General features: G+C 72.3%; 12 protein-coding genes. 11 read left to right on the forward strand and 1 reads right to left on the reverse strand.

Annotation, left to right across the window (positions count from 1 at the left end):
* Positions 1 to 172: 172 nt before the first annotated feature.
* Genes AB0K15_RS09250 through AB0K15_RS09265 form a run of 4 tightly spaced genes read left to right on the forward strand, consistent with a single transcriptional unit; the run spans position 173 to position 6,010 of the window.
* A complete protein-coding gene (locus AB0K15_RS09250) occupies positions 173 to 1,618 on the forward strand; it encodes a pyridoxal-dependent decarboxylase (RefSeq protein WP_364047520.1) in 1,446 nt (481 codons plus the stop codon).
* Positions 1,615 to 2,910, forward strand: coding sequence for a SidA/IucD/PvdA family monooxygenase (locus AB0K15_RS09255; protein WP_364047522.1), 1,296 nt, complete (start codon positions 1,615 to 1,617; stop codon positions 2,908 to 2,910). The genes AB0K15_RS09250 and AB0K15_RS09255 overlap by 4 nt, the downstream gene beginning before the upstream one ends.
* On the forward strand, positions 2,907 to 4,700 hold the full coding sequence (locus AB0K15_RS09260; protein ID WP_364047524.1) for an IucA/IucC family protein: 1,794 nt from the start codon (positions 2,907 to 2,909) through the stop codon (positions 4,698 to 4,700). The genes AB0K15_RS09255 and AB0K15_RS09260 overlap by 4 nt, the downstream gene beginning before the upstream one ends.
* Entirely contained in the window at positions 4,697 to 6,010 is a 1,314-nt protein-coding gene (locus tag AB0K15_RS09265) for a glutamine synthetase (RefSeq protein WP_364047977.1), read from the forward strand. The genes AB0K15_RS09260 and AB0K15_RS09265 overlap by 4 nt, the downstream gene beginning before the upstream one ends.
* A 58-nt stretch (positions 6,011 to 6,068) precedes the next feature.
* On the opposite strand, the gene AB0K15_RS09270 is transcribed toward AB0K15_RS09265, so the two are convergent.
* The gene (locus AB0K15_RS09270) at positions 6,069 to 7,463 is read right to left on the reverse strand and encodes an FAD-binding oxidoreductase (RefSeq protein WP_364047526.1); all 1,395 of its coding nucleotides are present in this window, start codon (positions 7,461 to 7,463) and stop codon (positions 6,069 to 6,071) included.
* A gap of 292 nt (positions 7,464 to 7,755) precedes the next feature.
* Here AB0K15_RS09270 and AB0K15_RS09275 point away from each other — a divergent pair, with 292 nt between their 5' ends.
* The 7 genes from AB0K15_RS09275 (at position 7,756) to AB0K15_RS09305 (ending at position 19,742) form a co-directional block, all read left to right on the forward strand.
* Positions 7,756 to 10,755 (forward strand): AAA family ATPase, encoded by a 3,000-nt coding sequence (locus tag AB0K15_RS09275; protein WP_364047528.1) that lies wholly within the window; start codon positions 7,756 to 7,758, stop codon positions 10,753 to 10,755.
* A 111-nt stretch (positions 10,756 to 10,866) separates the two neighbouring features.
* Positions 10,867 to 12,279: a Si-specific NAD(P)(+) transhydrogenase gene (sthA, locus tag AB0K15_RS09280; protein WP_364047530.1), complete on the forward strand. Its 1,413-nt coding sequence runs from the start codon at positions 10,867 to 10,869 to the stop codon at positions 12,277 to 12,279.
* Between the two features lie 210 nt (positions 12,280 to 12,489).
* Positions 12,490 to 14,397 carry an intein-containing Rv2578c family radical SAM protein gene (locus AB0K15_RS09285; protein WP_364047532.1) on the forward strand — a complete coding sequence of 636 codons (1,908 nt, stop codon included), beginning with the start codon at positions 12,490 to 12,492 and terminating at the stop codon, positions 14,395 to 14,397.
* Positions 14,398 to 14,962: 565 nt separating this feature from the next.
* Positions 14,963 to 15,424: a hypothetical protein gene (locus AB0K15_RS09290; protein WP_364047534.1), complete on the forward strand. Its 462-nt coding sequence runs from the start codon at positions 14,963 to 14,965 to the stop codon at positions 15,422 to 15,424.
* A gap of 265 nt (positions 15,425 to 15,689) precedes the next feature.
* Positions 15,690 to 17,534 (forward strand): aspartate--tRNA ligase, encoded by a 1,845-nt coding sequence (gene aspS / locus AB0K15_RS09295; protein ID WP_364047536.1) that lies wholly within the window; start codon positions 15,690 to 15,692, stop codon positions 17,532 to 17,534.
* Positions 17,534 to 18,475: a DUF389 domain-containing protein gene (locus tag AB0K15_RS09300; RefSeq protein ID WP_364047538.1), complete on the forward strand. Its 942-nt coding sequence runs from the start codon at positions 17,534 to 17,536 to the stop codon at positions 18,473 to 18,475. The genes aspS and AB0K15_RS09300 overlap by 1 nt, the downstream gene beginning before the upstream one ends.
* A 79-nt stretch (positions 18,476 to 18,554) precedes the next feature.
* Complete coding sequence (locus AB0K15_RS09305; protein ID WP_364047540.1) at positions 18,555 to 19,742, forward strand: phosphotransferase; 1,188 nt, start codon at positions 18,555 to 18,557, stop codon at positions 19,740 to 19,742.
* Positions 19,743 to 19,827 lie beyond the last annotated feature (85 nt).

Below are 19,827 nucleotides of genomic sequence, written 5' to 3' on the forward strand. Positions count from 1 at the left end.
CCCCGGGCGCAATGGTGCGCTCCGCGCGCCTCGCCCCCCGAACGGCCGACGCATCAACCCCCAGTCCTCTCCATCCTGGACAAGGCCCCTCGGAGACCCACCGAGCCCCTTCCCCCTGGGTATCCGTACAGTTGCGTAGGGTAGGCAAGGTTACCCTAAGAAAGGCGGCTCCATGGGTGGAGATTCAGCGACCTGGCTGGCCGGCGGCCGCGACGGCGCAGCACACCTCACCGAACTCCTCCCCGTCGCCCTCCGCGGCATGGCCGCGGGCATCACCGAACGCAACGGCCCCATCCCCTCCGGCGGCCCCGCCACCGTCGCCGCCTCCCTGGCCGCCTCCGGCGGCACCCAGCACCTCCCCGAAACCGGCATCGGCGCCGAACAAGCCCTCCACCACTACTCGACCCTCCTCGCGGCAGGCACCGCCGACCCGGCGGACCCGGCCTGCGCCGCCCACCTCCACTGCCCCCCGCTGGCCGTCTCCGTCGCCGCGGATGTCGTGGCCGCAGCCCTGAACCCCTCCATGGACTCCTGGGACCAAGCCCCCATGGCCGGCGAACTCGAAGCGGAGTTCCTCACCGGCATCGCCCACCTCTGCTTCCCGGCGGCCCCCACCGCCGACGCCGTAGTCACCTCCGGCGGCACCGAATCCAACCTCCTCGGTCTCCTCCTGGCGAGGGAAATCAGCTCCACCACCATCCGCCCCGTCTGCGGCGCCAACTCCCACCACAGCGTCTCCCGCGCCGCCTGGCTCCTCGGCCTCCCGGCTCCGGTCCTCGTCCCCTGCCAAGGCGACCGCATGATCCCGGAAGCGCTGGCCGAAGCCCTGGCTCCCCTCGGCGCCTCCGCCGTAGTAGTCGCCACCGCCGGCACCACCAACACCGGCCGCATCGACCCCCTCGGCGAAATCGCGCGCATCTGCCGCCTCTCCGGCGCCCGCCTCCACGTCGACGCGGCCTACGGCGGCATGCTCCTGTGCAGCGACTCCCTCGCCCCGCGCATCGCCGGGCTCGAACTCGCCGACTCCGTCGCCCTCGACATGCACAAATTCGGCTGGCAACCCGTCGCCGCCGGCCTCTTCGCCGCGCGGAACGGGGCCGACCTCTCCGCGCTGACCGTCCGCGCCGAGTACCTCAACGCCGACGACGACACCGAGGCCGGCCTGCCCGACCTCCTCGGCCGCTCGATCCGGACCTCCCGGCGCCCCGACGCGTTCCGCATGGCCGTGACCGTCCGCGCGCTCGGCACCCAAGGCCTCGGCGCCCTCGTCGAACGCTGCTGCGCCACCGCGACCGAGGTGAACGAGCTGGTGGAACGCCACCCCGCCCTGCAGTCCTGGGGCGAACCGGAGCTGTCCACGGTCGTCTTCCGCCCGCGCGGCGCCGACGACGATCTCGTCGCCCGCGTCCGCCGCACGCTGCTGGAAGCCGGCACCGCGGTGATCGGCCGCGGCGCCCTCCCGACCGGCCCCGACGGAGCCTCGCAGCTGTGGCTCAAGCTCACCCTGCTGCACCCGCACACCACGGCCGAGGACTACGTCGAGCTCCTCGACCGGGTCGTGGCCACGGCCGCGGCCGAGCGCGGCGTGACCGCACCGCAAAGCCCGGTCGCCTCGTGAGGCGCTTCGACCTCGCGGGCGTGGGGATCGGACCGTTCAACCTGTCGCTCGCCGCGCTGGCCGACCCGCTCGACCAGCTCGACGTGGTGTTCTTCGACGCACGCACGGAGTTCCGCTGGCACCCCGGGCTGCTCGTCGACGGCGCGACGCTGCAGGTCCCGTTCCTCGCCGACCTCGTGTCGCTCGTCGACCCCACGAGCCGGCACTCGTTCCTCAACTACCTGCGCGAACGCGGCCGCCTGCTGCCGTTCTACTTCGCCGAGCGCTTCCACCTGCCCCGCGCCGAGTACGACGACTACGGCCGCTGGGCCGCCGCCCGGCTGCCCTCGTGCTGCTTCGGTCACGAGGTCACCGGCCTCCGCTGGGTGGCGGCGGAAGAGGCGTTCGAGCTGACCGTGCCGGGCACCGATCCGGTGCTCGCGGCGTCGGTGGTGCTCGGTGTCGGCACGCGGCCGAACGTGCCCGAACCGGTGCGGGACCTCGTCGCGGCACCGGACGTGCTCGCGCTGCACTCGGCCGACTACCTCACCCACCGCGCCGAGCTGCTGGCCGCGGAGACGGTGACCGTGGTCGGCTCGGGGCAGTCGGGTGCGGAGGTCTTCCTCGACCTGCTGCGCTCGCGGTCCACTGTGGACGGCCTGCGCTGGCTCGCGCGCACGCCCGCGTTCGCGCCGATGGAGTACTCGAAGCTGGGGCTGGAGCAGTTCACCCCGGACTACACGGCCTACTTCCACGGCCTGCCCGAGGCGGTGCGCGACCGGCTGCTGCCGGCGCAGTGGCAGCTGTACAAGGGGATCGACACGGAGACCATCGCCGCGATCCACGACGAGCTCTACCGCCGCAGCATCGGCGGCGGCTGGCCCGGCGCGGCACTCACACCGGGTGTCGAGGTCGTCTCGGCCACGGCCGACGAGGGCGGGATCGAGCTGGGCCTGCGGCACGCAGAACAGGGGCGCCGCGCCACGCACCGCACGGCGGCCGTTGTCGCCGCGACCGGTTACGCGGAAACGCCGACCGGTCCGTTGTTGCGGGAGCTCGCGGTGCGCCGTGACCACCACGGGCGGCTCGTCGTCGGCGCCGACCACCGGCTGGAGCTGGGTGACGGCGTGACCGGCTCGGTGTTCGTGCAGAACGCCGAGCGCCACACCCACGGCCCCGGCGCGCCCGACCTCGGCCTCGGCGCCTGGCGGGCCGCGGCGATCCTCAACGCGGTGTGCGGCAAGGCTGTCTACGACCTGCCCGGCCGCACCGCCTTCACCACGTTCGGCCTACCCGAGACGGAGGACCAGTGACCCTGACCGACGCCGCCGCCTGGCGGGCCGCGGGCTCGCTCGTGACGCACAAGATGCTGGGCGAGCTGTCCTACGAGGCGATGCTGCGGCCACAGCCGGGCGAAGCGACTCGCGACGGCCACCGCACCTGGCACCTCGACCTGCCCGGCGGGGTCTCCTACCGCTTCGAAGCGCGCCGCGGTGCGTTCGAGTCGTGGACGGTCCTGCCCGGCAGCGCGGTCCGGCGCAGCGACGGCACCGAAGCACCCGCCGACGACCCGCGCACCCTGGTCGTCGACGCGCGGGAAACCCTGGGGCTCACCGGGTTGCGCCTGGCCGACGTGCTCGCCGAGCTCACCGCCACCGTCACCAACGAGGCCGCCCGCCTGCGTCGCGCCCCGACCGCCGCCGAACTGTCCACGATGGACTACAACCTCGCCGACGGCCACCTCACGGGTCACCCGCGGCTCGTGCTGAACAAGGGCCGTGTCGGGTTCTCGGCACCGGACCGCGCCCGCTACGCGCCGGAGGCGGGCGAGGACGTCCGCCTGCGCTGGTACGCCGTGCACCGCGATCTCGCGCAGTTCCGTTCCGTCGCCGAACTCGACGCCGCCACGCTGCTGCGCCGAGAACTGGACGACGCCCAGCGTGAGGAGTTCACCGCGCGCGTTGCCGAAGTCGGTGACCCGGCCGACTACGTGTGGGTGCCCGTGCACCCGTGGCAGGCCGACGAGATCCTCGGCACCCTGTACTCCGCCGAGCTGGCCACCGGCCGGATGATCGAGCTGGGGGAGAGCGCCGACGCCTACCGTCCGCACCAGACGGTGCGCACGCTCGCCAACCGCAGCAGCCCCGGTCGCCACGACGTGAAAACCGCCGTCTCCGTGCGCAACACGCTGGTCTACCGCGGCCTGAACTCCGCGGCGACGCTGGCCGGTCCGTCGGTCACCGAATGGCTGCGCCGCGTCGACGCCGCCGATCCGCTGTTGTCTGAGAAGTACCGCTTCGCACTGCTGGGGGAGGTGGCGAGCGTGTCCGTGCGCCACCCGCTGTTCGGCGCGCTCGAAGAGCTGCCCTACCGCTTCCACGAAACCCTCGGCGCGCTCTGGCGCGAACCGCTCGCCGCGACGCTGGCCGAGGGTGAGCGCGCGATCTCCTTCGCCGCTTTGCCCTACCGCGACGCTTCGGGCGAAGCCGTGCTCACGCGGCTGATCACCCAAGCCGGCGACGGCGCCGAAGTGTGGCTGTCGTGGCTGTTCGACCTGCTGCTCACGCCCCTGCTGCAGTGGCTGCTGCGCTACGGCGTCGGGTTCTGCCCCCACGGCCAGAACCTGATCCTCGTCGTCGACGCCGACAGCCGGCCAGTGCGGGTGGCCATCAAGGACTTCGCGCAGGGCGTGGACCTGATGGACGAGGAGCTGCCGTGTTACGCCGACCTCCCGCCCGAGGCCGACGCCGACATGCTGCGCTGGCCCGCCCACCTGCTCGCCCAGTCGCTGTTCAGCTCGGTGTTCTCCGGCCAGCTGCGCTTCTGGGCCGAGATCCTGCTCGACGACGTCGGCCTGGCGCGCGGCGACTTCTGGGCCCTGGTGCGGGAGGTCGTCGGCCGCTACCGCGACGAGAACCCGGACGTCGCCGAGCGCTTCGACGCGTGCCGGCTGTTCGCACCGGACGTCGAGCGCGTCACCCTCAACCGGGAGCACTTCGCCGGGCAGGGTTTCGACAAGGTGGAGCGCGACGACGAGTTCGACGTGCGCTGGGGCCGCGTGCCGAACCCGTTGCACGCGCCCGATCCGGACGGCGCGTGGTGACGCCGTTCGACCGGCCCGCCGGTGCGCGCTCGCTCACCGTGCGCGCGGAGGCGGGCTCGGCCTCGGCCGCCGTGCTTCGGCACGTGCTCGCCGAGGAGGGCACGCGGCTGGTGCTGCTCGTGCCCGACCCGCACGCGCGGTTCGCCGCGGTGGAGCTGGAGGCGCCGTTCGCCGCGTCGGTGCTCGACGACGGCTACGGCGTGTGCAGCTACGTCTTCGCCTGGACCCCGGAGCGGGACCCGTTGCCGGACAACGGGTCCCTGAATGCCTACCTCGGCGGCTTCGGCGACCTGCGCATGCGCGCGGACGCCGCGACGGCCGTGCCGCTGGGCGATCGCACGTGGGCCGTGGTGTGCGACGCCGAACTGCCCTCGGGTGAACCGGCGGGCCTCGCGCCGCGCACGGTGCTGCGGACGCAGCTGGCCGCGCTCGAAGAGTTCGGCCTGGTGCCGTCGGTGGGGATCGAGCACGAGGTGGTGTTCCGCGACGGCTCCGGCACCCCGCTGACCGGCCACGGGGTGGACTACGCGGTGGGCGGCACCGAGCGCCTGGCTCCGCTGCTGGCCGACCTGCGCTCGGCCGCCTCGGTCCTGGGTGTGGAATCCGCCCGTGCCGAATGCCACCCCGGCCAGTACGAAGTGGTGCTGCGCCACCGCGACGCCCTCACCGCGTGCGACGACGCCCTGCTGCTCCAGCTGCTCACCCGCCGTGTCGCCGCCCGGCACGGCGCCGGCGCCGACTACCTGGCCGCTCCGGAGACCGGCCAGGGCAACTCGTGCCACGTCCACCTGTCACTGTCCACCCCGGACGGTCCGGCGGGCTTCCCGTTCGGGCTCGGCGCCTTCCTCGCGGGTGTGCTGCGCGACGCGCGGGCGCTGACCGCCGTGTGGGCGCCGACGTGGAACAGCTACGTCCGGCTGCGCACCGCGTCGTTCTCCCCCCGTGTGCTGCGCTGGGGTCCGGACGACCGCACCGCCGCCGTCCGGCTCTGCGGCACCTCCGCGTCGCCCCGGCTGGAGTTCCGCTTCGCCGGCGCCGACGCCCAGCCGCACCTCGTCGTGGCCGCGCTGGTGGCGGCCGGCCGCGCGGGTGTGGTCGACGGCCTGACGCCTCCGGACCCGGGCACGGTCGTGGGCGAGCTCGCGCCGACGCCGTGGGAAGCGCTGGCGGAGCTGGAAAAGGGCCGCCTGGGCGAGCTGCTGGGGGAGGACGTCTCCACCCAGCAGCTCGCCTTGCTGCGTCAGGAACTCCACGCCGGGCTGGACGCCGTCACCGACTTCCAGCGCCGTCGCGGCTCCCTCCGTTCCTGACCGCGGCGTGCTGCGGTGCGGCCCCGACCGCCGCGCCGCAGCCACCCGGCCGGGCCGCTCACGAACCGGACGGCCGGATGTTCTGGTTGATGTGGAACAGATTCTGCGGGTCGTACCGGTTCTTGACCTGCGCCAGCCGCTCGTAGTTGTCTCGGTACGCGGCTCGCACGCGGTCGTCGCCCTCCTCCATCATGAAGTTGACGTACGCGCCGCCGGCCGAGGTCGGGTGCAGCTCGGTCCAGTAGTCCTTGGTCCAGCGCGTGATCTTCTCCCGGTTGTCAGGCGAGGGGTCGACGCCCACGATCACGCCGGACCAGCCACCGTCGCGGTAGGGGAACGCCGTGGCGTCGGCGGCGACGCGGGCGGCGGCGCCGTCGATCGGGTACATGTGCATGGACGAGTGCATCGTCGGCAGCATTTCCCCGAAGCGGCGGTGGATGGCGATCGCGTCGTCGGAGATCTCCGTCGTGACGTCGGCACGCCAGTACCATTGCAGACCCGATGGGTACAGGGCGTCGAACGCGCTCTGCAGCGCGGTGAACGGCATCGCGTGCAAGCCCACCACCAGCGGCGAGCCGAACGAGCGCACCGGCTCGAGGACCTCGTCCGCCCGCGCGTGGTCACCGGTGTAGCACCAGACGATGGCGCACGCCTTGCGGTTCCACAGCTCCTCCGGGAACGGCGGTGCCGGCGGGATGGTGATCAGGCCGAACCAGCCGCTGAGCTCCTCGGGCAGCGAAGGAAGCAGCTCGCGATACCAGCGCAGCACGTCTTCGGTGTCCTCCAGTGCGTACAGCACCGGGCCGCCGATGATCGTGCCGTGGTCGCCGATGTCGTGGCAGCGGAAGGTGAACGAGGTGACCACGCCGAAGTTCCCGCCACCGCCGCGCAGGGCCCAGAACAGGTCCGGGTTCGACTTCTCGCTGGCGTGCACGAAACTGCCGTCGGCGAGGACGACGTCGGCGGAGAGCAGGTTGTCGACCGTCAGCCCGAAGCGCCGGGCCAGGTAGCCGATCCCGCCGCCGAGGGTCAGCCCGCCGACGCCGGTGGAGGAGATGATCCCCGACGGCGTGGCCATGCCGAAGCCCACGGTCGCGTGGTCGACGTCGCCCCACGTGCACCCGGCGTCGACGCGCACGGTGTGCGTCTCGGGGTCCACGGTCGTGCTGCGCATCGCGGAAAGGTCGATCACCAGCGCGTCGTCGGCGATGCCGAGCCCGCCGGCGTTGTGCCCGCCGCCGCGCACGGCGAGGTCGATCCGGTTCTCCCGCGCGAAATTCACACACGTGACGACGTCCGCGGTGTCCGCACACCGCGCGATGGCGGCGGGGTGCTTGTCGATCATCCCGTTGTAGACGGCGCGCGCCTGGTCGTAGCCGTCGTCGCCGCGCGTCACGAGCTCGCCCCTTAGCGCCAGTGCCAGCTCGGGGAACGGTGCGGTGATGGTGGTCATGCGATTTCTCCCTGATGTGGAACGGCCTCCCGGTCGGGCTGCCTGCCCCACCGAAGCTAGGGACCGGGCGTTCGCGCAGCGTTCTTGTTCACCGCGGGGTCCGTTCGCGGTGCCCGGGCGGACGAGTTTTTTGCCGGGGTCGGGGGAGTGGCCGCCGATTTTTCGGCGTTCCACAAGGACTTCTCGCCAGCCCAATGCAGACCGGCGGGCCGACCCGGCGCGCGGCGGTCATCCGGTGCGCCCACCGCCGGCGCGCGCCCGACTACCGTGCCTGGGCAGGAGGCACTCCGGGATGCTCTACGTGTCGCTGCTGGGCGCGCAGTCGGTCACCCACGGGGCGACCGGGCCGGCGGTGACCCGGTCGCCGCGGGCGATCGCGCTCGTCGGCTACCTGGTGACGCACGCGGGGCTGCCGCAGCCGAGGCAGCGGATCGCGTCGCTGTTCTGGCCCGATTCCTCCGCCGCGCAGGCCCGGACGAACCTGCGCCGCGAGCTGCACCACCTGCGCCAGGTCCTGGGTGAGGACTCGGCGCTGATCGCGACGGCGACGGATCTGTCCTGGCAGGACACGCCCCACTGCCGCGTCGACGTGCGCGTGTTCGACGCCGAACGCCGGGCCGCGCTCGCGGCGGGTGAGGACGAGGAGGTCCGGGCGCACGCCGGCGCGGCGCTGGCCGAGTACCGCGGCGAGCTGATGCCCGGCCTGGCCGACGAGTGGCTCTTCGCGTCTCGCGCCGAGCTGGAACAACAGTGCGTGTCGCTGTGCGACCTGCTCGGCGACGCCCAGTGCCGGCTCGGTGACCTCGCGGGCGCCGCCGAGACCGCCCGCCGCCGCATCCGCCTGCGGCCGTTGGAGGAGCTGGGCTACCGCACGCTGATGGAGCTGCAGGCCGACCTCGGCGACCGCGCGGGGGCGGTGAGCACCTACCACCAGTGCGCGGCGGTGCTCGAACGCGAACTGGGCGTGGTGCCGGACCGGGCCACACAGGCGGCGTTGCGGCGGCTGCTGGCCGACGCCGTGCCCAGCCGTGAATCCCGGCTCGTCGGCCGCACCCGCGAGTTCACCCGGCTGCGGGAACGGTGGCAGCAAGCCGCGCGCGGGCAGCCGTCGGTGGCGCTCGTGCGGGGTGAAGCCGGGGTCGGCAAGACGCGGCTCGTCGTCGAGCTGGCCCGGCTCGCCCGCAGCCAGGGCGCGGTTGTGGCGGGGACACAGTGTTTCGGGACGTCGGGCCGGCTCGCGCTGGCCCCGGTGGCGGACTGGCTGCGCAACCCCGTCCTCCAGCCGTCTCTGGCGACGCTCGCGCCGGTGTGGCGGGCCGAAGTGGACCGGCTCGTGCCGGCCGGCAAGGACAGCGGACCGGCGCCCGTGGTGCGCGCGGTGGCCGACGCGTGGCAGCGGCACCGCTTCTTCGAAGGCCTCGCCCGCGCCCTCACCGGCGCCGGCCGGCCGACGCTGCTCGTGCTCGACAACGCGCAGTGGTGTGATCAGGAAACGCTGGCGTTCCTGCTCTTCTGCCTGGGTCTCGAACCGCGCGCGCCACTGCTGCTCGCCGCGACGCAGCGGTCGGATCCCGGCGACGGCACGCTGGCCGGCTGGACGGAACGCCTGCGCGCCACCGGCCGGCTGTCCGAAGTGGACCTGAGCCCGCTGGACCGCGACGACACCGCGCGCCTGGCCGAGTCCGTCTCCGGCCTCCTGCCTTCGGGCGACGAGCTCACCCTCCTGCACGCCGCGACCGGCGGTTTCCCCCTGTCCGTGGTCGAGGCGTTGCGCTCCGGCGGGCCGCCGGGCGACCTCGACGCCGTGCTGACCGAACGCCTGCAGCAGCCGAGCCCCGACGCCCGGGAGATCGCGGGCCTGGCCGCCGCCGTCGGCCGCGATTTCTCCCTCGACCTGCTCACCGAGGCCAGCGACCTCGACGCCGAAGCCGTGGTGCGCGCCGTCGACGAGCTGTGGCGGCTGCGGATCCTGCGCGAGTTCCGCGACGGCTACGACTTCTCCCACGATCTGCTCCGCGACGCCGCCTACCGGCAGGTGACCCGCGCGCGGCGCTGGCTGCTGCACCGCCGGCTCGCCCAGAGCCTCGAACTGCTGCACCCGGGCGACACCGGTTCCGTCTCCGCGCAGCTGGCCGAGCAGTACGCCCGCGGCGGCCGGCCGGACCGCGCCGTGGCGTTCTACCGCAGGGCCGCCGAGCTCGCGGCCGGTACCTTCGCCCACGGCGAGGCGATCCGGCTGCTGCGCGAAGCCCTGTCGTTGCTCGCCGGCGCTCCCGCCGGGCCGGAGACGGACCGCCGCGAGCTGGAGGTGCTCGAAGCGTTGTCGGGCCCGCTCAACGCCCGGCTCGGCTACGCGTCCCCCGACCTCCAGCGGGCCCTCGAACGCTCGATCGTGCTCGCGGAACGCCTGGGGCAGCAGGATTCCACGCTCGTCGGCTTGGTCGGGCTGTGGACGTCGCGGTTCGTGCAAGGCCGCACCGCCCGCGCGCACGAGGCCGCGAAACGCGCGCTCGAGCTCGTCGACGACGACCGCACCAAAGACGAGCTCAACGGCTCCGCGCACTTCGCGTTCGCCGGCTCGTCGGTGAGCCTCGGCCGGCCCGGGGAGGCGCTGCGCCATTTCGACCTCGCCGCCCGCCTCACGCGCGGCGCGCCGTCGCTGCCCATCGGCACGCGCCCCGAGGTGCACAGCCTGGCCTGGGCCGCGCACGCGCACTGGCTGCTGGGCCACGAGGACGAAGCGCTCCGCAGCTGCCGCGAGGCCGTGAGCCTGGCGCGCACGATGACGCACCCGTACAGCCTCGCCGTGGCGCTCGCGTACGCCGGCATCACCCACCAGATGCGCGGCGATCTCGACGAGGTGACGGAGCTCTCGGCCGAGCTGCGGGGGCTCTGCGGCCGCTACGGCTTCGCCTACTACCGCGAATGGGGCCTCGTCCTGGGCGGCTGGGTGCGCGGCGACGCCGACGGCCTCGCCGACATCCGCCGCGGCGTCGCCAACCTCAAGGCCGAGGGCTCGCTCGCCCGCATGCCCTACTGGCTCGCGCTGCAGGCCGACCTCCTGGCCCGCCACGACCGGCCCGGCCCGGCCCGCGCCGCCCTCGACGCGGCGCTGGTCGTCGGCCAAGCCCGCGACGACCTCTGGTGGCTCCCGGAGGTGCTGCGGCTGCGCTCCGCCTACGACGGGCGCGAGCAGGGCCGGATCCGCCTGAAGACGGCGGTGGAACTGGCGGCCGCGCAGGGGAGCACGACGCTTCGGCTGCGCTGCGAACGGGACCTCGACCGGTCTTGACGCTCGGGCCTTGGGCCGTTCGGGGCAGCCGCGCGCGAACGCGGCGTTAATGCGGCGTGGCGGCGCGGGCCAGGGCTTGCGGTGCGGGGGGTGAGTGCGCAGGCTCACACCGTGAGCGAACACGACTACGACCTGATCGTCATCGGCTCGGGCCCGGGTGGGCAGAAGGCCGCCATCGCGGCCGCGAAGCTGGGGAAGAAGGTGGCGGTCGTCGATCGCCACGACATGGTGGGCGGGGTGTGCGTCAACACGGGCACCATCCCGTCCAAGACGCTGCGCGAGGCGGTCCTCTACCTGACGGGGATGAACCAGCGCGAGCTCTACGGCGCGAGCTACCGCGTGAAGCAGGACATCACCATCGCCGACCTCATGGCGCGAACCCAGCACGTGGTGGGGCGCGAGGTCCATGTGGTCCGGGCCCAGCTGCTGCGCAACCACATCGACCTCGTGCCGGGCACGGGGTCTTTCGCCGATCCGCACACGGTGCTCGTCGAGGGCAAGCACGTCGGCGACCGGCGCACGGTGTCGGGCGATCACATCGTGATCGCCACCGGCACGCGCCCCGCGCGCCCGGCGCACGTGGACTTCGACGCCGCGCGCGTGCTCGACTCCGACGAGATCCTGCGGCTCGAGGCGATCCCGTCGTCGCTCGTGGTGGTGGGGGCGGGGGTGATCGGGATCGAGTACGCGTCGATGTTCGCCGCGCTCGGCTCGCGCGTGACGGTGGTCGAGCAGCGCGACCAGATGCTCGACTTCTGCGACCCGGAGATCGTGGAGTCGCTGAAGTTCCAGCTGCGGGACCTCGGCGTCACGTTCCGGTTCGGGGAGAAGGTGGCGAACGTCGCGGTCTCCGACGAGACCACCGTGACCACGCTCGTCAGCGGCAAGCGCATCCCCGCCGACGGCGTGATGTACTCCGCCGGCCGCCAGGGCATGACCCACGAGCTCGCCCTGGAAAACGCCGGCCTGCTGGCCGACGAACGCGGCCGGCTGTCGGTCGACGAGCACTACCGCACCGAGGTGCAGCACATCTACGCCGTCGGCGACGTCATCGGCTTCCCCGCTCTCGCCGCCACTTCGATGGACCAGGGCCGGCTCGCCGCGTACCACGCGTTCGGCGAACCCACGAACGGCCTCGGCGCCCTGCAGCCCATCGGCATCTACACGATCCCGGAGATCTCCTACGTCGGCGCCACCGAAGCCCAGCTGACGTCCTCCTCGGTGCCGTACGAGGTCGGCATCTCCCGCTACCGCGAGCTCGCGCGCGGCCAGATCACCGGCGACAGCTACGGCATGCTGAAACTTCTGGTGTCCACAGTGGACCGCAAACTGCTGGGTGTCCACGTCTTCGGCACGGGCGCCACGGACCTGGTTCACATCGGCCAGGCCGTCATGGGCTGCGGCGGCACGGTCGGCTACCTGGTGGACGCGGTGTTCAACTACCCGACGCTCTCGGAGGCGTACAAGGTCGCGGCTCTGGACGCGACGAACAAGATCCGGGCGTTGGACCGGTTCCCGATCTGAGGTCTTGGGGGTTTGCGGGCGCCGCCGGGTCGACATCGGTGGAAGTCGGCCCGGCGGTTCTCAACGCGAAAGAGTGGTGCCACAGCGGAGAACGCCGCTTCCGTGTAGCGGCCGTTCACACGTGTGCCCTCCTGACGCGGCCGGGCTCGGCCGGCGTGAGCGTTCGAACACCTGTTTGACACTCGATAGAACATGTGTTCGACTGGACGGGTGCGATGGGAACGACAACGAGCAGGGGAGGGCGAGCCGATCCTGCCTGGTCTGGACGGGCTGCTGCGGTCCGTGCGGTCACCGGAGTTCGACGGCGTCACCTTTCACGAGGTGCACGCCAAGTCCGTGCTGAACCGCGTGCCGGACGGGTCGCAGGTGCCGTTCCGGTGGACCGTGAACCCGTATCGCGGGTGTTCCCACGCGTGCACGTATTGCCTTGAAGGCGGCACGCCCGTGCTGATGGCCGACGGGCGCGTGAAGCCGATCGCCGACCTGCAGGTGGGGGAGCGGATCCTCGGCACGCGCGGCCACGGCGTCGCGCGGCGGCTGGTGCCGACCGATGTTCTGGCTCACTGGACGACGGTGCGCGAGGCGTACCGCGTGACGCTCGACGACGGCACGGCGCTCGTCACCGGGCCCGACCACCGGTTCCTCAGCGCGCGCGGCTGGAAGTACGTCACCGGCAGCAAGCTCGGCGCGGCTCAGCGGCCGCACCTCGTCGAGGGCACCGAGCTGGTCGGCGGGGGCAGGTTCGTGCGCACGCCCGACGACACGCTCGGCTACCGCGCCGGTTACCTGTGCGGGATGCTGCGCTCCGGCGGCTTCGAGGCGGAGAAGGACGCGGCGGCACGGGCGTTGCGGTACCTGCCCGATTTCGGTTCGTCCGTGGGGTTCATGAGCCTGCCGCCGAAGCCCGACGCGCACTGGGCGCGCGGGTTCCTCGCCGGGCTGTTCGACCTGGCGGGCGCGTACCGGCGCGGGGTGCTGTCGATCGCGCACGACGAGACCGACGTGGTCGACGCGATGTTCGCCGCACTGGACCGGTTCTCGTTCGAGTACGAGACGGTCGGCCACCGCGACTACGCCGGCCGGCGGCAGGCGCGGCTGACCGGCGGCGCCGGGGAAGTGTTGCGGTTCCTGCACCTGACCGATCCGGCCGTCGCGTGGAAGCGCTCTCTCGACGGGACGACGATCGGGTCCGTGCGGCGTGTCGTCACGTCCGTCGAGTCGCTCGGCCTGGAGCTGCCGCTGTTCGACATCACCACCGGGACCGGCGATTTCGTGGCCGACGGCATGGTGTCCCACAACTGTTTCGCCCGCAACACCCACACCTACCTCGACTTCGACGCCGGCCACGACTTCGACACCCAGGTCGTGGTGAAGGTCAACGCGCCGGAAGTCCTTGCCGCGCAACTGAAACGGCCCAGCTGGCAGCGCGAGCACGTGGCCATGGGCACGAACACCGACCCGTACCAGCGCGCCGAGGGCCGTTATCGCCTGATGCCCGGCATCATCCGCGCCCTGGCCGATTCGGGCACGCCACTGTCGATCCTGTCCAAGGGCACCGTGCTCACCCGCGATCTGCCGCTGCTGGAGTCGGTCGCGAAAGACGTGCCGGTGAGCCTCGCCGTGTCGATCGCACTGCTCGACCGCGAGCTGCAACGCCGCCTCGAACCCGGCACACCGAGCCCGCAGGCGCGCCTCGACCTCGTCCGCAAGGCGCGCGCGGCCGGCCTGCCGTGTTCCGTGCTCGTCGCCCCGGTGCTGCCGTACCTGACGGACTCGGTCGAAGCCCTCGACGCCCTGTTCGCCGAACTCGCCGACGCGGGCGCCGACAGCGTCACCGCCATCCCCCTCCACCTGCGCCCAGGCGCGCGCGAGTGGTTCGCCGCGTGGCTCGGCCGCAACCACCCCGCGCTGGTGCCGCGCTACAAACGCCTCTACGCCCGCGGCAGCTACGTCGACCGCGCCTACCGCCAGCAGCTCGGCGAACGCGTCGGCCCCCTGCTGCGCCGCCACGGCCTGGCGCCCAAAACGGGCTACAACCCCCGCATGGCCGCCGAGCCCGAAGTCCCGGAGCCCCGGGTGGAAACCCCACCACCCGCCGAACAGCTCCGCCTGCTCTGAGCGCGCCGCCCGGCCTTCCCCGGCCGGCGCGCTCAGCAGCGGTGACCCGGCCGGCACGCTCCCCGAACGGCCGGGTCACCGTCCTTCCCCCGGTGCGCGGGCTTGCGCTTGAACTCGCGCCCGTACTTGCGCCCAGACCCGCCGCCCTCACTCGCGCCATGACTCGTGCCCGCCACCCTCACTCGCGTCCACGCCCGTGGCTGCTCCTGCGGCCTCGTCAACGCTCCGCGTATGACCGACTCGAGCCGAGTTGTCCGCACCTGCACCGAGTTGTGGAAACCCCACCACCCGCCGTGCAGCTCCGCCTGCTCTGACCCACCTGGCTCGCCCGACCCACCGGCCGGCCTTCCCCGGCCCAGTGTGGCCGAAACGGTGGCCCGGCCGGCGGCCCGAACGGCCGGGCCACCGCTCCTCGGCGAGACGGTGTCCCTGAGCGGTCGCCACTGCCCGTCGAATGGTGTGATTGCATCGGTTTCGTCGTGACGGCCACAGCGGTTGCGCCGTCGATGCCGAACGTCGGCGTTTGTCGTGGGCACGGCGGGTCGCCGGAAGGCGAAGGAGCACAGTGGACTACACGCCGCCGGTGTCGGTGCCGGAGCAGAGGCTCGGACCACACCCGTTGACCGAGGATGGGGTCGCGGCGTTGCTGGACCGTTACGCGTTTCACGACTCCGTCCTCCGCCGTGTGGTCCTTGATCAGGAATTCGGGCGGTATGCAACACCTCCACGCGCGGCGAGACTCGTGATCGACGCCATGGTGCTGAGCGAGGAGCTCCACTGGGAACCGGTATCCCTGGACCTGTTCGGCGTGCGACGGTTCCGCATCGACGAGAGCGTCACCACCACCTGGGTCCTCTACGATCCCCCGCAGTTCACCCGCTTCGATGGGCTGTTGCAGGTCGACTTGTGCGCCGAACGCTTCGGAAACCTGCACCCGGAGAACGCCGAGGAGGTCTTCGAAGGCTCGAACTTGGTCTTCGAAGTGGCCAGTGGCACGTGGAGCGCCCTGCACCCTTGGGGTCAGTAAGACCGGCCCCGGCAGCAAAGACCGGGCCCTGATCGCTCAGTCGTGCTCGCAGGGGCGTTGTCCAGCCTCGGCGAGCCCTCGACGGGCGAGCGTGGCGGTCGCTATGGCGGGATCGCCGACGCCGCGGACCCAGACCTCCGCGTGCTTCGCACGGTAGGGACAACACCGAGTCAAACCTGGTCGCCGCCGCCTCCCCACCATTCGTTAGCCTCTGTGTTCGGCGAAAACCCGTCGACGAACCCGTGGGCTAAGGAGAGCAGTCGCAGTGCTCCGCACTCATCAAGCCGGTACCCTGCGTGCCGGGCAAGCCGGTCAGACCGTCACCCTCACCGGCTGGGTGGCGCGGCGGCGCGATCACGGCGGAGTCATCTTCATCGACCTCCGCGACGCCAGCGGGGTCGCCCAGGTGGTCTTCCGCGAGGGCGAGATGGCCGAGCGCGCGCACGCGCTGCGGTCGGAGTTCTGCGTGAAGATCGTCGGCGAGGTGGCGAAGCGGCCCGAGGGCAACGCGAACGCCGAGATCCCCACGGGCGAGATCGAGGTCCTCGTGACCGAGCTCGAGGTCCTCTCCGAGGCCGCGCCGCTGCCGTTCCCGATCGACGACCGGGTGGACGTCGGCGAAGAGGTGCGCCTGAGGTACCGCTACCTCGACCTGCGCCGCAGCGGTCCGGCGGCCGCGATGCGCCTGCGCAGCCAGGTCAGCCGCGCGGCGCGGGCCGTGCTGGACGAGCAGGACTTCGTCGAGGTCGAGACGCCGACGATGACGCGCTCCACCCCCGAGGGTGCCCGCGACTTCCTCGTGCCGGCCCGCCTCAAGCCCGGTTCCTGGTACGCGCTGCCGCAGTCGCCGCAGCTGTTCAAGCAGCTGCTCATGGTCGGCGGCCTCGAGCGCTACTACCAGATCGCGCGCTGCTACCGCGACGAAGACTTCCGCGCCGACCGCCAGCCGGAGTTCACGCAGCTCGACATCGAGATGAGCTTCGTGGACCAGGACGACGTGATCAAGCTCGGCGAGGACATCGTGTCCGCGCTGTGGAAGCTGATCGGCCACGAGATCCCGCGCCCGATCCCGCGCATCACCTACCACGAGGCCATGGCCAAATACGGCTCCGACAAGCCGGACCTGCGCTTCGACCTCGAGATCACCGACATGACGGAGTTCTTCGCCGACACTCCGTTCCGCGTGTTCCAGGCCCCCTACGTCGGCGCGGTCGTGATGGCCGGCGGCGCCGACCAGCCGCGCCGCCAGCTCGACGCGTGGCAGGAGTGGGCCAAGCAGCGCGGCGCCCGTGGCCTCGCCTACATCCTCGTGAACGAGGACGGCACCCTCGGCGGCCCGGTCGCCAAGAACCTGTCCGAGGCCGAGCGTGAGAACGTGGCCAAGGCCGCCGGCGCGAAGGCCGGCGACTGCATTTTCTTCGCCGCCGGCAAGACCGCCACGACCCAGGGCCTGCTCGGCGCCGCGCGCGACGAGATCGGCAAGCGCCTCGGCCTCATCGACGAGGACGCCTGGTCGTTCGTGTGGGTCGTCGATGCGCCGCTGTTCGCGCCGGTCGAGGACATCGGCGACGACGTGGCCGTCGGCTCGGGCAAGTGGACCGCCGTGCACCACGCGTTCACCTCGCCCACCCCGGAGTGGGTCGACAAGTTCGAGCAGGACCCGGGTGCCGCCCTGGCCTACGCCTACGACATCGTCTGCAACGGCAACGAGATCGGCGGCGGCTCGATCCGTATCCACCGCGGCGACGTGCAGAAGCGCGTGTTCGCGCTGATGGGCCTCGGCGAGGAGGAAGCCCAGGAGAAGTTCGGCTTCCTGCTCGACGCGTTCGCCTTCGGCCCGCCGCCCCACGGCGGCATCGCGTTCGGCTGGGACCGCATCGTGATGCTGCTGGCGAAGGCCGACTCGCTGCGCGACGTCATCGCCTTCCCCAAGACCGGCGGCGGCTACGACCCGCTCACGGCCGCGCCCGCGCCCATCACGGCGCAGCAGCGCAAGGAAGCCGGGATCGACGCCAAACCGCAGGGCCCCAAGCCTCAGGACGCCAAGCTCCAGAACGAGGCCACGGCCGCCGAGCCCCAGAGCGCGAAACCGGCTCAGCCCCAGGGCTGATGCTCCATCTCAGGGCCCTGTGCCCGCCCGAGCGGACCCCCGATGTGCTCGCCTACCTGCGAGCACACTCCGGGACCGCACACCTCGTGGTGCACCACGGGGTCGCCCTCGCGCCCGAGGGCGACCTCGTGGAGGCCGACGTGGCCCGCGAAGCCGCGGGTGAGATCGTCGACGCGCTGTGCGCGCTGCACCTCGACCGCACCGGCGGCATCACACTCGAAAACCTCGACACCGCGGTGTCCGACGCGGCCGACGCCGCCGAGGAGGCCACACCCGGCGAGGGCGCCAACGCGATGGTCTGGCAGGAGCTGCTCGGCCGCACGGGCGAGGAGTCGCGCTGGACCCTCACGTTCCAAGCGTTCCTCACGATCGCGTGCCTGCTCGCGGCCACGGGCGTGGTCACCGACTCGCCGATCACGGTCGTCGGCGCCATGGTGGTGGGCCCCGAGTTCGGCCCGTTGGCCGCCGTCGCCGTGGGCCTGGTCCTGCGGCGCTGGGACCTCGTCCGCCGGGCGGCGCTCGCGCTGGCCGTGGGGTTCCCGGTGGCCATGCTGGTCACGGGCGTGGCGGTGCTGCTGGGGAGCGTGTTCGGCTTCTTCGACCCGACGAGCATCCTCGACAACTACAACGTCGACTTCGTCTACCAGGTCGGCGCGGCCTCGTTCGTGGTCGCGCTGCTCGCCGGCGCCGCCGGGATGCTCGCGATGACGTCGGCGAGGTCCGCCGTGCTGGTCGGGGTCTTCATCTCCGTGACCACGGTGCCCGCCGCCGGTTACACGATGGTCGCCGCGGTCGCCGGGCGCTGGGACCGCGCCGGGTTTTCGCTGCTGCAGCTGTCCGTGAACCTGCTCGGGATCGTGCTCGCTGCGGCCATTGTGCTGATACTTCGACGGCGCAAGCAACGTTCCGGCGCCCTGTTACGTCCGCTTTCACGCGGGTGATGAACTACGCGTCGGTTCGCGGGTTCTTGCCCGGATCACTGTGGTCATGGTTGCTCAGTCACGAGTAGGGTCGGTGCCAATGACAGTCGACACCTCCTCCGCCGGCGACGCGGGCGTCGGGGCAGGAGCCGGGCAGCTCGCTGTCGCCGCGGCGGTCGCGGCGGGCGAAGCGGTGCTCTCACGCCGCTTCGGCAGCGCGATCACCCTGGTGTCACCTGAAGGACTCGAGGGCAGTGGACCGGCCACGGTCGTGCGGGCCCGGGTCGTGTCGTCGTCGTTCGCGCTGCCGCGCACGCTCGTCATCAAGCACTACCCCGACCCGCCCGAGCCCGGCCAGGCCGACCCGTTCGCGCAGGAGGCCGTGAGCTACCAGCTCTTCACGGCGTTGTCGCCCGACGAGCGCATGTGCCCCGAGCTGCTCGCCCACGACGGGCGCCATCGCGTGCTCGTGATCGAGGATCTCGGCCGCGCGCCGACGTTGCAGGACAAGCTCGCCTCGCGCGATTCCCGGGCGGCCGAGCGCGCGCTGCTGTCGTGGGCCCGTTCGCTCGGGCGCTTGCACGCGAGCACCGCCAGCCGCGAAGCCGACTTCAACGCGCTGCTGCGCCGCCTCGGCGGCCCGGTGCGCAACCAGGACGCGGGTCTCGCCGACCTCACCGCCGAGGTGCCGCCGATGCTGGCGGACCTGCTCGACGTGGTGGTCTCCGACCCGATCCGAGACCGCGTCGCCCAGGCGGTGGCGCAGGCGCGCTCGGCGTCGTTCCGCGCGTTCAGCCCCGTGGACCTGAGCCCGGACAACAACCTCGTGACCGGCTCCGGCGTGCGGTTCCTCGACTTCGAACGCGGCCGCGTGCGCACGGCTCTGGTCGACGCCGCGTACCTGCGCCTGCCGTTCGCCTCCTGCGAAGACGCGCTGGCCCTGCCCGCGGGCATGAGCGAGGCGATGATCGCGGCCTGGCGCGCCGAGGTCGTGTCCGTGTGGCCCTCGTTCGCCGACGACGAGGAGCTCGCCACGCAGCTCACGGTCAGCGAACTGCTCATGGTCTGGCTCATCACGCGCGAGACGCTGCCCAAGCTCGACCTCAGCCGCCACGCCACACCCGTGAGCCGTGAGGCGGCGCTCGTCACGTGGTGGCGTGAGCTGGCGAAGCACGCGGGGTACGCGCGCCTCACCGACATCGCCGAGCACGCGCAGCGCGTGGCCGCGGCGCTCGGCGCGCGGCTGGGGCCGCACGCGGACCTCGCGTTCTACCCCGCCTTCCGCTAGCCCGATTCACCCGAAAAATCCCGGTTCGCGCGGGTGAACACGGGAAACCGGCAATCCCGACCCCACCGGGCGGGCAGGACATGCC

Source organism: Amycolatopsis sp. NPDC049253, from assembly GCF_040678995.1.
In the GTDB taxonomy this organism is placed as follows: Bacteria; Actinomycetota; Actinomycetes; order Mycobacteriales; family Pseudonocardiaceae; genus Amycolatopsis.

Excerpts from the sequence above, each read along its gene's own strand:
- AB0K15_RS09250 (WP_364047520.1), top strand. The coding sequence starts at position 173 with ATGGGTGGAGATTCAGCGACCTGGCTGGCCGGCGGCCGCGACGGCGCA.
- AB0K15_RS09270 (WP_364047526.1), bottom strand. The coding sequence starts at position 7,463 with ATGACCACCATCACCGCACCGTTCCCCGAGCTGGCACTGGCGCTAAGG.
- AB0K15_RS09275 (WP_364047528.1), top strand. The coding sequence starts at position 7,756 with ATGCTCTACGTGTCGCTGCTGGGCGCGCAGTCGGTCACCCACGGGGCG.
- AB0K15_RS09300 (WP_364047538.1), top strand. The coding sequence starts at position 17,534 with ATGCTCCATCTCAGGGCCCTGTGCCCGCCCGAGCGGACCCCCGATGTG.
- AB0K15_RS09305 (WP_364047540.1), top strand. The coding sequence starts at position 18,555 with ATGACAGTCGACACCTCCTCCGCCGGCGACGCGGGCGTCGGGGCAGGA.